This is a genomic window from Kitasatospora sp. NPDC054939 (assembly GCF_053610105.1).
The window spans coordinates 1-15,464 of sequence record NZ_JBSGXP010000187.1 but is presented as its reverse complement, the minus strand read 5'-3'; the positions used below and the strand labels follow the sequence as shown (position 1 = coordinate 15,464).

Below are 15,464 nucleotides of genomic sequence, written 5' to 3'. Positions count from 1 at the left end.
GCCGCGGTGACGTTGGCGGCTGCGGCGAGCTCCGCCGGCGGAGCGAAACGCCGCTCCTCCTTGAGCAGGTTGGCCAGGCTCTCGTTGCTCAACACATTCTCCCTCTGGACTCGTCCGTGGTGCGGGCGCCCCGTTGCCGTCCCGGCGGGCGCGACGGACGGTGGCACGGTTCGATCATGGCCCGTCGGCCGGGCCCCGAAGGCCGGTCTTTCGGTGCTCCGGGCCAAAGCTCTCGGTCGGCGGGCCTGGTGCGCGGCGGCCCGACGCGGACTCAGCGCGGTGCCGGGTACTGGCGCAGCACCCACGGCTCCGACGGCGCCTCGCGGTACCAGGCCCACCGGTCCGCCGCGTCCGGCCCGGTGAGGGGCACCAGCGCCCGCAGGGTGGCCGGCGCCGGGAGGCCGCCGGACCGCTCGGCCGGTGCGTCGGCGAGCTCCCGCTCGACGAACTCCCGGAGCACCGCCGGGGCGGCCTCCAGCACGGTCACCCCGTACCGCTCCACCGTCTCCCGGACCCGGGCGGAACCCGGATCGGCCTCCCCCAGCACCAGCCCGACGCCCAGCGCCGCCGCCGTCCGCCGCGCGCGGATCCCGGCCGGCGAGGCGGGCCGGGCGGCGCACCAGTGGACGTCCGTGCCCGGCCGGAGGCCCGGCTCGCGGCCGGGGTCGACAGGTCGGCCGGGGTCGGCGGGTCGGCCGGGGTCGGCGGGTTGCCCGCAGTAGTCCGGCTGCCCGGGGTCGACGCGCCCGGCACCGTCGGCCCGTTCCGGGGCGCTCCGCTGGGCCGGCACCAGGCGCAGCAGCGGAGCCGACGCGAGTGACGGCACCGACCGCAGGGCCGGGCGGCCGGGTCGGGCCCCCGGGCCGCCGGCGGCTCTGCTCGGACCGGTCCTACTGTCACTTCCCACGCTCGTGCACTCCCGTTCCGTCGACATCGGGTCCGACGGTGGCCGGGCGGTGCGCGGACGCCCCGGGGAGTGGGCCGCCGCGACCGCACCGGCCACCGGGTGAACGGGACCTCGACGGCAGTGCGGCCGGAGGTCCACGGGTCACCACCGGAATCCCACCGCGCCGGGACGGACCGGGACAACCCCCGCCGACCGCACGAGCCGGACCTTTCGGTCGGCCCCCGGTAGCGTTTCGGCCGCCACCCCGGGGGCCGCGCCGCCGGGGGCCGGGGCGGCGTCAGGCAGCACCCAGCGCCTCGGCGGCGGCCCCGGCCCGGCGGTGTCAGTGCTCCCCCGCGCCCTCCGCCGTCCGCTCGGCGAAGGCCCTGAGGGCCTCGTTGCCGGCGGCGAACTCGGCCTCCAGCAGGGCGCGGCTCCGGGCGAGGACGGCTTCGGCGAGCGCGCCGCTGAAGACCTCGCTGTTGTCCAGGCGGGTGCCCGCGCCCTCCGGGGTCAGCTCGAAGCGGTGGCGGCCCCAGAGCTGGTCGGGGATGCCGCCCTCCCAGGTGAGCACCGCGGGGGCGGCGGCCTCGACCACGACCCCTTCGGCGCTGCGTTCGGCGGGCGTGCCGGCGGCGATCCGCATCCGGATCGGCGAGCCGGGTTCGGCGGCGCCGTCGAGGACCTCCAGCGACGGGTGCCATGCGGGGTAGCGGTCGAAGGCGGTGAGGATCTCCCACACCCGGGCGGGCGGGGCGGCGATCGACAGCGCGGCGGACACGGTCAGCTCGGGCGCGGGCCCGTTCACATTTTCCTGCATGGTCGTTCAGCATAATGGCGGCGAACCCGGTTCCGCACCCCGGTTTCCGCCCCGGTAGGGTGGCCGCATCGCTGGGATCAAGGGACAGGTGCAACAGCGCGGCGTCGAGCGGCGGGCCCGTATCGTCGACGCCGCCATCGAGCTGTTCGGTCAGCACGGCTATCGGGGCACCGGAGTGGCCGCCATCGCCACCCGGGTCGGCGTCAGCCCCTCCGCCGTGATCCACCACTTCGGCAGCAAGGACCTGCTGCTGCAGGCCGTCCTCGACGAGTACGACGCCCGGGCCGCCGCCCGGCTCTCCGAGTACGTCGGCGGCGGGCTCCCCGGACTGGTCGCCGCCCTGCACTCCGACGCCGAGCACATGACCCGGCACGCCGGACTCGCCACCCTGCACACCGTGCTGCAGGCCGAGCACCTCGCCACCGACTCCGCGGTCAACACCCGCTTCCGGGAACGCGCCCGCCTGCTGCGCCGGCACATCACCGCGACCCTGGCCCAGGCCGCCGACGACCTCCCGCCCGGCCTCGACCCCGGGGCCGCCGCCACCGAACTGCTGGCCTTCCTGGAGGGCGCCCTCACCCTCTGGCTCCTCGATCCGGAGACCGTCGACCTCCGCGCCCTCTACCGCTCCTACCTCGGCCGACTGCTGGGGCCGGGACCGGCAGGGCCCTGACGCCTCCCTCCGCGCCGCCGCCGCGGCCTCCCGTACCCTGGGGGGAACCGCGTCCGTTCCCCGGCCCGGCGACCCGTCGGTCCGCCCGGGAGGGCCAGGACCTCTGGGGTGCCGGACGCGGCCGGTTCGGTCGGAGGTGACGGATGGACGGCAGCGGCGTGTTCTGGTGGCTCGCCGGCGCGGTGCTCCTCGCCGCCCTGGTGGCCGCCGTCGTCCTGGCGGTCAAGCTGGTCAAGGTCCGCAGGATGCTGGGGTCGTCCGGTGTGCCCATGTCGGGCAAGGTCCTGTTCTGGGCCTCCCTCGTCTACCTGGTCAGCCCCGTGGACCTGCTTCCCGACCCCGTCCTGCTCGACGACGTCGGCCTGTTGCTGATCGCCCTGCGCACGCTGGGCAAGGCCGCGGCGCACGCCCGGCACGAGTCCGCCTGACCCCGGCGCCGGCGCCCGCTCGACGGGTGGGGCGGGCTGCGGAGCGCGATACTGGGGGCATGGCGAAGAAGAACACTGCGCCTCCCCCCGGCCCGTCGAGGATCACGGTCAAGGGCCGCGACATGCGCCTGCGGACGATCGGGATCGCCGTCCTCGCGGCCCTCGCCGCCTGGTTCATCGCGGCGAACACCGATTCGGTCTCCATCACCCTGTGGGTCGCCGACGTCACCATGCCGCTGTGGGTCGTCCTGACCGTCACCGTCGCGGTCGGCGTGGTCATCGGCTTCTTCCTCAGCCGCCGCCGCCCGCGGGCCTGACCCCGCCGCCTCCGGGCGCCGCCGACCCACCTGACCCCGCCGACCCGCCTCGGGACGCCGCCGACCGCACACCCCCACCGGGCGGGGGACGGCTCAGAACGCGCCGCGCCGGCGCAGCCCCCAGGGCCGCCCGTCGGGGTCCACCAGGACCCGGTAGAGCGGGAGCGCGAGGGCCCGGCGCGGGCCCGAGAGCTCCGGCGGGCGGTAGCGGCGCAGCCGGCCCGGCGGCCGGGGGCCCGCCCGGCCGCCCTCGTGCCAGGCGTCGAGCGCCGCCGCCGAGGCCGCGAACGCCTCGAAGGCCCGCACCGGGTCGCACAGCTCCCGGGCCGCCGCACCGCCGTCGCCGGCGTCCAGGTGCTCCCGGGCGAGTTCCAGCCGCAGCTCCCGGGCGAACCCCCGGGCCCCGTCGCCGAGTCCGCCCGGGTCGACCGGCGCCCGCCCGTCCGCGGACTCGTCCAGCACCGCGCAGTTCAGCTCCGAATCGTGCGTCCAGGAGCGCAGGTTGATGTTGTCCGAGCCGACCGAGGCCCAGACGTCGTCGATGACACAGACCTTGGCGTGCACGTACACCGGCGTGCCCGCGTGGTTCTCCAGCCCGTAGACCGCCACCCGGTCGCCGCCCGCGCGGCGCAGCACCTCCAGCGCGTCGATCCGGCCGACCAGGTTCATCGGCAGCGTCAGCCGCCCGTCCTGTTCCGGCACCGACGGCACCACCGCGACGAGCCGCAGCTCCGGGTGCGCGGCCAGGGCCGCGGCGAAGCTGCCGACGACCTGCGGCGACCAGAGGTACTGGTCCTCCAGGTGGATCAGGGTGCGGGCCCGGCGCAGGGCCTTGAGGTAGCTGCGCGCGATGCTGCGCTCGCCGTCCGGGGCGAAGTCGTAGCCGCTCAGCAGGCGGTTGGGGTAGGTGCGCAGCACCTGGACGGTGTGCGGGCCGCAGGGCGGCGGGTCGGGCAGCTGGGGCGGCAGGGTGCCGGGCCGGGTGTCGTCGCCGTGGACGAGGCTGCGCAGCCGCAGCAGCGGGCTGCGACTGAGCGGTGCCGGGTCCTCCCAGCGCTCGCGGAAGCAGGCTTCGATGTCGCCGACCACCGGGCCGTTCAGTGCGAGCTGGACGTCGTGCCAGGGCGGGCGGGGGCCGTAGGCGCCGGCGATCGGCCGGCCCTGCGGGTCGCCGTGGTGCCCGGGCCCGTCGTTGCGGCTGTGGCAGAGGTCGATGCCGCCGATGTAGGCGGTGTCGAGGGCGGGGCGGCCGGGGTGGCGCAGGACCACGCACTTCTGGTGGTGCGAGCCGCCGGGCCGCACCCGCATGTCGAGCAGGCACTCGCCGCCGGCCTGCTCGATCTCCTCGCCGAGGTGGCGGTTCTCGCGCTCGCTGAACTGCAGAGCGTCGAGGTGGGAGCGCCAGAGCAGGCCCTTGACGAGGACGCCGCGCCCGGCCGCCTCGCCCAGCACCCGGCCGATCCCGGTGCCGGGGCCGGCCAGTCGTTCGTCGGGGTCGCCGCGCCAGTCGGTGAACAGCAGGAGGTCGCCCGCCCGCTGGCGGCGGACGGCGGCGAGGAGTTCGGCGAAGTAGACCGAGCCGTGCACCAGCGGGCGGGCCAGGTTGCCGGTGGACCAGGCGGCGCCGTCGGGGTGGCGGCGGTCGAGGCGGGCGGCCGGGTTGCCCCGTTGGCCGCTCGCCAGGAACCAGTCGTCGTACCGCACGCTCGGTGTCCGCCCTCGGTCGGGTTTCGGCGGGACGCCGGCACCCCCGGGTGCGTCGGCGCCCTCGCCCTTCGTGTACCCGTTCCGGGCGGGGGTGGACCATGCCGAGGCGGGCCGCTGCGGGCGGTAGACGGCCCGCTACCCCCGGTGGAGCGGGACGGCGGCGAAGACCGGGGCCGCGGCGGCGCGTTCGAGGCGGTAGGAGGTGTGGTGCCGGTCGAAGCGGGCCCGGGCGCCGGGGGCGGCGCCGCGCAGGTCGGCCAGCAGGGCGTCGGCGGGCACCCGGGCGGCGAGGCCGGCGAGCACCGGGTCGGCGGCGGTGCCCTGCCCCGCGAGGTCGGCGGCCGGGTGCAGCGGCAGGTCGGGGCCGGTCGGGTGGAGGGCGTCCCAGAACTCGTCGGCGTACGGCTGGACGCCGTCCTCGAAGCCGGTCTCCTCGACCAGTTCCTCGGCGGTGGCGACCAGGCGCAGCAGCCACGCCTCGACCGAGGCCGCCTGCACGAACAGCCCGCCCTCGCGGTACTGCATCAGCACCTGTCCCCAGGCGCCGTCGGCGTCGACGTCCACCCAGGTGAGGCCGCCGCCGCCGTCGTCGGAGACCACCCAGCGCCGCTCGGGCAGGCCGTGGCCGGACTCCTGGCGGGGGTGGCCGGTGAGCACGAACTCCACGGGCGGCACGGCGAATCCGCCGAGGCGCGCGAGCAGCGCCCGGGCGTCCGGGGGCAGCGGCCACCGGTCGAGGTCGGCGGCGGCCGCGCCGGGCAGGATCCGCAGGTCGAACGGTACGCGGGCGTCCAGCGCCCGCAGCCGCGCGGTGAGTTCGTCGCCGAAGGTCGTCATCCGGCCCACCCTACCGGCCGGTCAGGGCGGTCAGGTCCGGCGGCCGGGGAGGCCGGACCGCGACCCGCGACCCGCCACCGGGGTCGGCCCGTGAGGGGGCGTCGGCCACCCGAACGGCCCCGCGCGCCCGGCCTGCCCTGCCGGTCGCGGCGGTTGCGGCGTTCGCGGCGGTCGGCGGCGGGTAGCGTCGGCCGGCGTGGAGCAGGTGGAAGGTGCGGCGGGCGGGCCGGTGCGCCCGGTGCCGGCCCGGCCGGGAGCGGTCGGCGGTGCGGGGCTGGTCTGGTACGCGGCGTACGGGTCGAACATGCACGCCGAACGACTGGCCTGCTACCTGGGAGGCGGGCGGCCCCGGGGCGGGGTGCTGACCTACCCGGGCTGCCGGGACGGCCGGCCGCCCGGGCGGGCGGTGCCGGTGCTGCTGCCGGGGGTGCTGTACTTCGCGCTGGAGTCGGTGGCCTGGACCGGGGGCATGGGCTTCTACGACCCGGACCGGCCCGGCCGGATGCCCGCCCGCGCCTACCTGGTGACGGCGGAGCAGTTCAGTGACATCGCGGCCCAGGAGATGTACCGGCCGCCGGGGACGGACCTCGACCTGGCGGCGGCCGTGGCGCGGGGGCGCGACCGGCTGGGGCCCGGGCGGTACGAGACGCTGGTGTGCCCCGGGGCGATCGACGGCACCCCGGTGCTGACCGTCACCGCGCCGTGGGGGCTGGCCGGGGCCGCGCTGAGCCCGCCGTCCGCCCGCTACCTGCGCAGTCTCGCCTCCGGGTTGGGCCAGGCGCACGGCTGGAGCCGCCGGCACGCCGCCCGCTACCTGGCCTCCCGCCCGGGGGCGGACGGCCACTGGACGCCGGCCGGCGTCCTCGACGCCCTGCGGGACCGGCCCCCGGCCCCCTGACGCGCGGCCCGAGAGTCCTTGACCGGGCGTCATGGTGCTGCGGGACGGGCCCGCTACGCCGGGTCGGCCTCCGTGCCGTCGGCGGCCTGCCCGCCGGTGAGGGTGCGCAGCGCGCGGGCCAGGCGGGACTGCCGCGCCTCGGGGGTGAGGGCCTGCAGCAGGGGCAGGATCAGCTGGTAGCGGCCCGTCCGGTCGAGGGCCTCGAAGGCTTGTGCGGCGCCGGGCCGGCGGGCGAGTTCGGCCGCGAGGTCGGGCGGGACGGCCGCGTTCTTCTGCGACTCGTAGGCGGCCGCCCAGCGGCCGTCCTCCTGTGCCCGGCGCACTTCGGCGAGCCCGGGCTCGCGCATCCGCCCGGCCCCGGTCAGGGCCGCCACCTTGTCCACGTTGACCTGCGACCAGAGGCTCCGGGGCCGGCGGGGGACGTACTTCTGCAGGTAGTACTGCTCGTCGAGAGAGCGGCGCTGCCCCGAGATCCAGCCCCAGCAGAGCCCGATGTCGACCAGCTCGTCGTCGGTGACGGTGGGGATGCCGGACTTCTTCTTCGCGACCTTCACCCACACACCCTCCCGGCGCGCGTGGTTGCCGGCCAGCCACTCCTCGAACGCCTCGGCGTCCGGGAAGGCGATGATCTCCACCCCATCGATCTCTCCCATGCGCCCAGGCTACGGTGCGCCTCCGACACACCCCGGGAGAGGCGGGTCGCATCCGGCCCGGCGGACGTGGCAGGGTGGGCGCATGTGCGGTCGCTTCGTCTCCACCACGACGCCCCTGGACCTCGTCGGCCTGCTGGGCGAGCTGGCCTGGGATCCCGCCGAGACCCTGGCGCCGAGCTGGAACGTGGCGCCCACCGACCCGGTGCCGGCCGTGCTGGAGCGCCTGGACCGCGAGACCGGTGAGCTGGTGCGCCGGCTGCGCCCGCTGCGGTGGGGCCTGGTGCCGTCCTGGTCCAAGGACCCGTCCGGCGGCGCCCGCATGATCAACGCCCGCTCGGAGACCGTCCACGAGAAGCCGGCCTTCCGCAAGGCCTTCGCCGCGCGGCGCTGTGTGATCCCGGCGGACGGGTACTTCGAGTGGCGCCCGGTGCCGGCCGACGCGGGCCGCAAGGCGTTCAAGCAGCCGTACTTCCTGAGCACCGGCTCGGTGATGCTGATGGCCGGGCTGTACGAGTTCTGGCGCGACCGCTCTCGCCCGGACGACGACCCGCTGGCCTGGATCGCCAGTACGACGATCATCACGACGGACGCCACGGACGCCGCCGGCCGGATCCACGACCGGATGCCGCTCACCCTCGCCGCGGACGACCTCGCCACCTGGCTGGACCCGGACGTCTCCGACCCCGCCGACCTGCACCGGCTGCTGCGCACCCCGGCCGACGGCGAGCTCGCGGTGCGGGCCGTCTCGACCGCGGTGAACAGCGTCCGCTCGGACGGTCCGGCGCTGCTCGACCGGGTCGACGACCCGCTGGGCCTGGCCGACTGACCGACCGTCGGGCCACGGCCTCCGCTCCGCCCGCAAAGCGACCGCTCGGTAAGTTGTTCCGTCCGAGAGCTTGACGTGCCCAGCGCCACTCGGGATTCTCAGGTGCACCGGCACCGACGGACGGCGCACCCCCGGCTCCCGCGCGCCCCACCCGCCGCTGCCCCCGCTCCCATCCCGCACTCCTGCACGCCCGCACCCCTGCACCCCCTTTCCTCGCCCCCACGAGCCGAAAGGTGCGCCCATGACCGGGCAACTCACGGGCCGACGCGTCCTCACCTCCTTCTTCGCACTGCTGCTGCTCCTCGCCGCCACCCTGGCCGGAGCGGTACCGGGCCCCAGCGCACGGGCGGCCGACGGCTGGTGGAACCCCACCGCCAGGCCCGCCCCCGACTCGCAGATCAACGTCACCGGCCCGCCGCTGTCGGGCACCGATGCCGCGGGCCGGGTCCGCGGCACCGTCGACGCGCACAACCACCTGATGTCCAACGAGGGCTTCGGCGGCCGGCTCATCTGCGGCGCCACGTTCTCGCCGAAGGGTGCCGCCGACGCCCTCAAGGACTGCCCCGAGCACTACCCGGACGGCGCGCTCGCGCTGTTCGAGAACGTCACCGGCGGCGCCGACGGCCACCACGACCCGGCCGGCTGGCCGACCTTCGCCGACTGGCCGGCCCACAACTCGCTGAGCCACCAGCAGAACTACTACGCCTGGGTGGAGCGCGCCTGGCGCGGCGGCCAGCGGATCCTGGTCAACGACCTGGTGACCAACGGACTGCTCTGCTCCGTCTACCCGTACAAGGACCGCAGCTGCGACGAGATGGCCGCGATCCGCCTGGAGGCCCAGAAGACCTACGAACTCCAGTCCTACGTCGACGCGATGTACGGCGGCGCCGGCAAGGGCTGGTTCCGGATCGTCACCGACGCGAATCAGGCCCGCACCGTGGTCGCCCAGGGCAAGCTGGCCGTCGTCCTCGGGGTGGAGACCTCCGAGCCGTTCGGCTGCAAGCAGATCCTGGACTTCGCGCAGTGCGACGAGGACGCCATCGACCGCGGCCTGGACGAGCTGCACGCGCTCGGCGTGCGCAGCATGTTCCTCTGCCACAAGTTCGACAACGCGCTGTGCGGCGTCCGCTTCGACGAGGGCACCATCGGCGCGGCCGTCAACGCCGGGCAGTTCCTCTCCACCGGCACCTTCTGGACCACCGAGGCGTGCACCGGACCGCAGCACGACAACCCGATCGGCCTGCTCACCGGAAAGGCGGCCTCCCTGCTGCCCGCCGGCGTGGCACCGCCCTCGTACGGCTCCGAGGCCCGCTGCAACACCCGCGGCCTGACCCGGCTCGGGGAGTACGCGCTGCGCGGCCTGATGCAGCGCAACATGATGCTGGAGATCGACCACATGAGCGTGAAGGCCGCCGGGCGGGCCTTCGACATCCTGGAGGCCGCGCAGTACCCGGGGGTGATCTCCAGCCACAGCTGGATGGACCTCCAGTGGACCGAGCGGCTCTACCGGCTCGGCGGGTTCGCCGCGCAGTACGCGCACTCCGCCGAGGGCTTCGTCGGCGAGGCCCGGCGCACCGCCGACCTGCGTGCCAAGTACGGCGTCGCCGGCTACGCGTACGGCACCGACATGAACGGCGTCGGCGGCTGGCCCGGCCCGGTCGGCGAGGGCGCGCCCAACGCCGTCCGCTACCCGTTCCGCAGCGCCGACGGGCAGTCGGTGATCGACCGGCAGGTCACCGGCGAGCGCACCTGGGACCTCAACCGGGACGGCCTCGCGCACCACGGCCTGGTGCCCGACTGGATCGAGCAGATGCGGCTGAGCGGCGGGCAGGACGTGGTCGACGACCTGTTCCTCGGCGCCGAGTCGTACCTCACGACCTGGCGGGCCACCGAGCGGCACGACCCGGGCACCGACCTGGCCCGCGCCGCCGGGACGTCGGCCGCGGCGAGTTCGGCGGAGTGGGGCCTGTTCACCAGCTACCGGGCCGACCGGGCGGTGGACGGCTCCCGCTCCACCCGCTGGGCCAGCGACTGGAGCGACGACCAGTGGCTGCGGCTGGACCTCGGCGGCACCCACACCGTCTCCCGGGTCACCCTGGACTGGGAGGCCGCGTACGCCCGGGGCTACCGGATCGAGGTGTCCGCCGACGGCGCCGCCTGGCGGACCGTCTGGACCACCACCGGCGGCAACGGCGGCCTGGACACCGCCCGCTTCGACCCGGTGTCCGCCCGCTACCTGCGCGTCCAGGGCGTCGAGCGCGGCACCCGGTACGGCTACTCGCTGTACGAGGTCGGCGTGTTCGGCACCTGACCGGCACACGGCACCACCCGTCGGCGCGGCCGGGATGCGGCCCGGCCGCGCCGAGCGGCGTGCGGGCGCCGCCGCGTGCCGGCAGCCGGCGACCGCGGCCCGCAGGCCCAGCGCGACCAGGACGGCGCCGCCGAGGCGGTCCAGCCGGGCCCGGAGCCGGGCGCTCCCCGGGGTGCGGCCGGCCGCGGCGAGCAGCAGCGCCCACCCGGCCAGCCAGGCGGTGAGCAGCAGCGCGTGGGCCGCGGTCAGCACCAGCAACTGCGGGAGCACCGGGCGGGCCGGGTCGACGAACTGCGGCAGCAGCGTGAGGAAGATCGAGGCGGCCTTGGGGTTGAGCACGTTGCCGAGCAGCGCCTGCCCGTACGCCGAACGCCCGCGCGGGCCCGCGGCGCGGCGGGCCGGCCGGTGCGCGGAGCGGCTCCGCCACAGGGTCCACAGGCCCAGGCCCACCAGGTAGGCGGCGCCCGCCAGCCGGACCGCGGCGAAGGCCCGGGCGGAGTGCAGCACCACCGCCGACAGCCCCGCCGCGGCGAGGGCGGCGTGCACGGCCAGGCCGCTGACGGTGCCGCCGACCACGGGCAGGGCCCGGCTGCGGCCGCCGGCCGCGACCTCGCGGACCAGCAGCGCCAGGCTCGCGCCCGGGGTGGCGATCAGCGGGAGGACGGCGAGCAGGAAGGCCGCGACCCGGGCGGCGGTCACGGGACGACGCGGAAGTGCGTGGCCAGCGTGCCCCCGTCGACCACGTGGTAGGCCAGCCCGGGCGGCGCGTCCCGGTCGGCGGCGGCCTCGCCCTCCCAGGGCAGCCGCAGCGTCCAGGTGGTGGCGGGCCCGACGACCAGCGGGCGGCCGGCGAACTGCGCGGCGGCGGCGGTGTGGGCGTGGCCGGTGAGGACGGCGACCACCTCGGGGTGGCGGTCCAGCAGGGCGGCCAGCCGCTCGGGCTCGCGGAGCCGGCCGGCGTCCGGGAGCGGGTGGTGCAGGACGACCGGGGGCTGGTGGAAGGCGATCAGTGCGCGGGTCCCGGGGGCCAGCCCGGTCAGCGAGGACTCGACCCAGTCCAGGGTCGCGGTGTCGAGCAGGCCCTCGTCGCTGCCGGGGATCGTCGAGTCGCACATCAGCACGGCCACCGGGCCGACCCGGTGCAGCCGGTTGACCGGCCCGTCGGACGGGGCCTCGCCGAGCAGGCCCGCGCGGTAGGCGGACCGCACGTCGTGGTTGCCGGGGCAGGTCAGCACCGGGAAGGGCAGCTCCAGCAGCGCGGCGGCCTGCCGGTACTCCTCGATGGTCCCGTGGTCGGCGATGTCACCGGTGACCAGCAGGGCGTCGACCGGGGTCGGCAGGGAGCGCAGGTGGCCGACGACCCGCGCGGCGCGTTCGGCGGCGCGTTCGGAGCCGTCCAGGTGGAGGTCGCTGATCTGGGCGAGCAGTACCACGGAGAACCGTCCTAATGGTTGCATCGGCTATTTGCATTAGGACGGTAGAGTACGAGGCATCGGATGATCAAGTGCGCGAGCACGACGACCCGCGCGACCCGCGCGGGAGGAGATGCGGAGGAGGAGGACGTGGACCGCTTCCTGGCCCTGGAACTGGCGAGCACCATCCGCCACGACGGCAACGGCGGGGTGGCCGACGACCTCGCCTCGCCCACCGAACTGACCGCCTGGGTCGGCGAGCGCGCCGAGGCACTGGACGCCGCGGGCTTCACCGCCGACGGGGCGGCGCTCGCCGAGGTGCTCGCCCTGCGCGCGGCCGTCCGCGCCCTGTTCGCCCGCGCCGTCAGCCCCGCGCCGCCCAGCCCCGCCGACGCGCACCGGCTGCTGCCGCTCGCCGAGGCGCTGGAACGGGTCAACACCGCGGCTGCCCGGCGCCCGGCCGCCCCGCAGCTCAACTGGCCCGAGGGCGCACCCCCGGTCGCCCACCGGCTCGCCCCGGAAGCCGATCCGCTCGTCCGGGTCACCGCCGCGCTCGCCGCGGCCGCCGTCGAGTTCCTGGCCGGACCGGACCGCGCACGGCTGCGCGCCTGCACGGCGCCGCGCTGCGTGCGCTACTTCGTCCGCGGCCACGGGCGCCAGGAGTTCTGCAAGCCGTCCTGCGGCAACCGCGCCCGGGTGGCCCGCCACTACCGCCGCCACCGCGAGGCCGGCGCGGGGGAGGACACCGCGGCGCAGCAGGGCTGAGCGGGGGGCGGTCAGTCGGGGACGGTGGGGACGGTCTCACGCGGGGCGCAGGCGCGGCCGGCGCAGGGGCGCGCCCGGATCCGTCAGGCGGGGGCGTCCGGGACCGCGCGGTGGCGGCGGCCGTCGAACCAGCCGACCTGCCAGGCGGGGCCGAGTTCGCGGGCGACCCGGTGGGCCAGCTGTTCGCCGTCGGCGTAGAAGCGCCGCTCGGCCGCGGGGGACTCGAAGTCGCTCGCCGCGGGGTCGTCGCGGTCCAGGAGCGCGTCGAAGCGCGCCGCCCAGGCGTCCAGGGCCTGCGCCAGCTCGGCCGACAGCCCGAGTTCGGGGTCGTCCGGCGCCACGTCGCCGACCTCGTCCGGCGCGGTGAACCAGAGCGGGTGGCAGTCGTAGTCGGCCATCACCCGCAGCGGGCGGCGCCCGCCCGGCCGCCCGCTGTCCGCCCGACCGTCCATCAGATCCCCCCGCCCGACGCCGTACGCGTCCCCGGAGGGTATCCGAATCGGGGCGGGCCGGGCCTTTCCCTTCCCGACCCGCCCCGGTAGCCCCGACCCCCCGGTCCCCCGGTCCCCCGGCCCCCCGGCCCCCCCGGTCCCCGGCCCCCCAGACATGGCGCCGAGGCGGCAGCCCGACCGGTCACCCTCGAAACCGGGACGGGCCGCCGCCTCGGCGGTGGCTTCGGGCGGTCGGCTGTCGTCCCGGCCGCCCGGTGCCGGCTCAGCCGCGGCCGAGCAGCTCCAGGGTGTCGATGACACGGTTGGAGAAGCCCCACTCGTTGTCGTACCAGGCGACGACCTTGACGTGCTTGCCGTCGACGCGGGTGAGGGCGGAGTCGAAGATGGACGAGGCGGGCTGGCCCGTGATGTCGCCGGAGACCAGCGGCTCGTCCGAGTAGTCGAGGACGCCCTTGAGCGGGCCGTCGGCGGCGGCGCGGTAGGCGGCCAGCACCTCGTCGAGGGTGACCTCGCGCTCGACGGTGGTGTTCAGCTCGACGATCGAGCCGACCGGGACGGGCACCCGGATCGAGTCGCCGGAGAGCTTGCCGTCCAGGTTCGGCAGGACCTGGCCGATGGCCTTGGCGGCGCCGGTGGTGGTCGGCACGATGTTGACGCCGGCGGCGCGGGCGCGGCGCATGTCGCGGTGCGGGCCGTCCTGGAGGTTCTGCTCCTGGGTGTAGGCGTGCACGGTGGTCATGAAGCCGTGCTCGATGCCGGCCAGCTCGTCCAGGACGGCGGCCAGCGGGGCCAGGGCGTTGGTGGTGCAGGACGCGTTCGAGATGATCGTGTGCGCGGCCGGGTCGTAGGTGTCGGTGTTCACGCCGTACGCGAGCGTGACGTCGGCACCGTCGGAGGGGGCGCTGACCAGGACCTTCTTCGCACCGGCGGTGAGGTGGGCGCGCGCGGCCCCGGCGGAGGTGAAGCGGCCGGTGGACTCCAGCACGATGTCGACGCCCAGCTCGGCCCACGGCAGGGCGGCGGGGTCGCGCTCGGCGAGCACCTTGATGCGGCGGCCGTCGACCACCAGCTCGTCGCCGTCGACCTCGACCGTGCGGTCGAAGCGGCCCAGCGCGCTGTCGAACTTCAGCAGGTGGGCGAGCGCGTCGGGGGCGGTGAGGTCGTTGACGGCCACCACCTCGAGCTCGCTGCCGCGGCCCACCAGGGCGCGCAGGCTGTTGCGGCCGATGCGGCCGAAACCGTTGATGGCGATGCGGGTCATTGCGGCTCCCTCTGTCGTTCCCGTTACGCCATCCATGATCCGGAGCGCAGAAGTGTCCGGACAGGGGCTGGATCGACACGGTACGCAAGGATCTCGCCAGAGACCTCGCCATCGACCGCAAGGATCTCGCCACGCCGCGGACGCTCCGCCGCAGGTCGGGGCGGTCCGGGCGCCCGGCGTGGCCGCCCGGCCCGGACGGGCTCAGGGCAGCCGGGCCGCGAAGGTGTGCCGGTACTCGGTGGGCGAGGTGCCGAGGACGCGGTGGAAGTGCAGCCGCAGGTTGGCGCCCGTCCCGAGCCCGACCCGGTCGGCGACCTGCTCGACCCCCAGGTCGGTGCGTTCGAGCAGTTCCCGCGCCAGGTCCACCCGGGCCCGCAGTACCCACTGCATGGGCGTGTACCCGGTGTCCTCCACGAACCGCCGGGAGAAGGTGCGCGCCGAGACCTTCGCCTCGCGGGCCAGCACCTCCAGGGTCAGCGGCTCGGCGAGGTGCTGCAGGGCCCACTCGCGGGTGTCGGCGAACAGGTCGCCGAGCGGCTCCGGCACGCTGCGCGGGACGTACTGGGCCTGGCCGCCGCTGCGGTAGGGGGCGGCCACCAGGCGCCGGGCCACATGGTTGGAGAGCCCCACCCCGTGGTCGCGGCGGACCAGGTGCAGGCAGAGGTCGATGCCGGAGGCCGCGCCCGCCGAGGTGAGCATGTCGCCCTCGTCCACGAACAGCACGTTCTCGTCCACCCGGATCCGCGGGTGCCGCTCGGCGAGGGCCTTGGCGTAGTGCCAGTGGGTGGTCGCCTTCCTGCCGTCGAGCAGGCCGGTCGCCGCCAGCGCGAAGGCCCCGGTCGAGATGGCCGCCAGCCGGGCGCCCCGCTCGTGGGCGGCCACCAGCGCGGCGACCACGGCGGCCGGCGGGGCGGTGGTCGCCGGGTCCCGGTAGCCGGGGACGAAGACGGTGTCGGCGTGTGCGAGGGCGTCGAGGCCCTCGGCGACGTGGTACGAGAGCCCGTCGCCGCCGGCCACCAGACCGGGCGCGGCCCCGCAGACCCGCACCGTGTACGGCATGCTCGGCCGGCTGGAGAAGACCTGCGCGGGGATGCCGACGTCCAGCGGCTTGGCCCCCTCCAGGACGAGCACGGCGACCCGGTGCTTGCTGCGGCCCATCGGGCCCCCTCGCTTCCCGCGGTCGACCGGGCACCGCACACCCCGGCCGGCACGGCACCG

16 protein-coding genes and 1 pseudogene are annotated in these 15,464 nt (G+C 76.2%); 7 read left to right on the top strand and 10 right to left on the bottom strand.

The window, feature by feature from the left end; genetic code table 11:
- Window positions 1-271: 271 nt before the first annotated feature.
- Window positions 272-826 (bottom strand): hypothetical protein, encoded by a 555-nt coding sequence (locus tag ACWGB8_RS34565; RefSeq protein WP_452217621.1) that lies wholly within the window; start codon window positions 824-826, stop codon window positions 272-274.
- A 403-nt stretch (window positions 827-1,229) separates the two neighbouring features.
- Window positions 1,230-1,706: an SRPBCC family protein gene (locus ACWGB8_RS34560; protein ID WP_452217620.1), complete on the bottom strand. Its 477-nt coding sequence runs from the start codon at window positions 1,704-1,706 to the stop codon at window positions 1,230-1,232.
- A gap of 88 nt (window positions 1,707-1,794) precedes the next feature.
- Between ACWGB8_RS34560 and ACWGB8_RS34555 the strand changes: the two genes are divergently transcribed.
- The 3 genes from ACWGB8_RS34555 (at window position 1,795) to ACWGB8_RS34545 (ending at window position 3,124) form a co-directional block, all read left to right on the top strand.
- Window positions 1,795-2,379: a TetR/AcrR family transcriptional regulator gene (locus tag ACWGB8_RS34555; RefSeq protein ID WP_452217619.1), complete on the top strand. Its 585-nt coding sequence runs from the start codon at window positions 1,795-1,797 to the stop codon at window positions 2,377-2,379.
- A gap of 143 nt (window positions 2,380-2,522) precedes the next feature.
- A complete protein-coding gene (locus tag ACWGB8_RS34550; protein ID WP_452217618.1) occupies window positions 2,523-2,807 on the top strand; it encodes a DUF1232 domain-containing protein in 285 nt (94 codons plus the stop codon).
- Window positions 2,808-2,866: 59 nt separating this feature from the next.
- Window positions 2,867-3,124, top strand: a complete 258-nt coding sequence (locus ACWGB8_RS34545; RefSeq protein WP_452217617.1) for a LapA family protein — start codon at window positions 2,867-2,869, stop codon at window positions 3,122-3,124.
- Window positions 3,125-3,217: 93 nt separating this feature from the next.
- Here ACWGB8_RS34545 and ACWGB8_RS34540 read toward each other — a convergent pair whose 3' ends face one another.
- A complete protein-coding gene (locus ACWGB8_RS34540) occupies window positions 3,218-4,828 on the bottom strand; it encodes a phospholipase D family protein (protein WP_452217616.1) in 1,611 nt (536 codons plus the stop codon).
- A 138-nt stretch (window positions 4,829-4,966) separates the two neighbouring features.
- Window positions 4,967-5,668 (bottom strand): SMI1/KNR4 family protein, encoded by a 702-nt coding sequence (locus ACWGB8_RS34535; protein ID WP_452217615.1) that lies wholly within the window; start codon window positions 5,666-5,668, stop codon window positions 4,967-4,969.
- Between the two features lie 304 nt (window positions 5,669-5,972).
- Between ACWGB8_RS34535 and ACWGB8_RS34530 the strand changes: the two genes are divergently transcribed.
- Entirely contained in the window at window positions 5,973-6,566 is a 594-nt protein-coding gene (locus tag ACWGB8_RS34530; protein WP_452217622.1) for a histone deacetylase, read from the top strand.
- A 53-nt stretch (window positions 6,567-6,619) separates the two neighbouring features.
- On the opposite strand, the gene ACWGB8_RS34525 is transcribed toward ACWGB8_RS34530, so the two are convergent.
- Complete coding sequence (locus ACWGB8_RS34525; protein ID WP_452217614.1) at window positions 6,620-7,219, bottom strand: YdeI/OmpD-associated family protein; 600 nt, start codon at window positions 7,217-7,219, stop codon at window positions 6,620-6,622.
- A gap of 82 nt (window positions 7,220-7,301) precedes the next feature.
- Between ACWGB8_RS34525 and ACWGB8_RS34520 the strand changes: the two genes are divergently transcribed.
- Both ACWGB8_RS34520 and ACWGB8_RS34515 read left to right on the top strand, forming a co-directional pair.
- Window positions 7,302-8,045 carry an SOS response-associated peptidase gene (locus ACWGB8_RS34520; protein ID WP_452217613.1) on the top strand — a complete coding sequence of 248 codons (744 nt, stop codon included), beginning with the start codon at window positions 7,302-7,304 and terminating at the stop codon, window positions 8,043-8,045.
- A gap of 241 nt (window positions 8,046-8,286) precedes the next feature.
- Window positions 8,287-10,356, top strand: a complete 2,070-nt coding sequence (locus ACWGB8_RS34515) for a galactose-binding domain-containing protein (protein ID WP_452217612.1) — start codon at window positions 8,287-8,289, stop codon at window positions 10,354-10,356.
- Between the two features lie 102 nt (window positions 10,357-10,458).
- On the opposite strand, the pseudogene ACWGB8_RS34510 reads toward ACWGB8_RS34515, so the two are convergent.
- Window positions 10,459-11,055 (bottom strand): annotated as a pseudogene (locus ACWGB8_RS34510) (LysE family translocator); the annotation flags it as partial.
- Window positions 11,052-11,813 carry a metallophosphoesterase gene (locus tag ACWGB8_RS34505; protein ID WP_452217611.1) on the bottom strand — a complete coding sequence of 254 codons (762 nt, stop codon included), beginning with the start codon at window positions 11,811-11,813 and terminating at the stop codon, window positions 11,052-11,054. The pseudogene ACWGB8_RS34510 and the gene ACWGB8_RS34505, both read right to left, overlap by 4 nt.
- 105 nt (window positions 11,814-11,918) lie before the next feature.
- Between ACWGB8_RS34505 and ACWGB8_RS34500 the strand changes: the two genes are divergently transcribed.
- Entirely contained in the window at window positions 11,919-12,533 is a 615-nt protein-coding gene (locus ACWGB8_RS34500; RefSeq protein ID WP_452217610.1) for a CGNR zinc finger domain-containing protein, read from the top strand.
- 83 nt (window positions 12,534-12,616) lie between these two features.
- On the opposite strand, the gene ACWGB8_RS34495 is transcribed toward ACWGB8_RS34500, so the two are convergent.
- The 3 genes from ACWGB8_RS34495 to ACWGB8_RS34485 all read right to left on the bottom strand — a co-directional run bounded on the left by ACWGB8_RS34495 (window position 12,617) and on the right by ACWGB8_RS34485 (window position 15,404).
- Window positions 12,617-12,985, bottom strand: a complete 369-nt coding sequence (locus ACWGB8_RS34495; protein ID WP_452217609.1) for a hypothetical protein — start codon at window positions 12,983-12,985, stop codon at window positions 12,617-12,619.
- Window positions 12,986-13,247: 262 nt separating this feature from the next.
- Window positions 13,248-14,246: a type I glyceraldehyde-3-phosphate dehydrogenase gene (gene gap, locus ACWGB8_RS34490; protein ID WP_452217608.1), complete on the bottom strand. Its 999-nt coding sequence runs from the start codon at window positions 14,244-14,246 to the stop codon at window positions 13,248-13,250.
- Window positions 14,247-14,447: 201 nt separating this feature from the next.
- Window positions 14,448-15,404 carry a GlxA family transcriptional regulator gene (locus ACWGB8_RS34485; RefSeq protein WP_452217607.1) on the bottom strand — a complete coding sequence of 319 codons (957 nt, stop codon included), beginning with the start codon at window positions 15,402-15,404 and terminating at the stop codon, window positions 14,448-14,450.
- Between the last annotated feature and the right edge of the window lie 60 nt (window positions 15,405-15,464).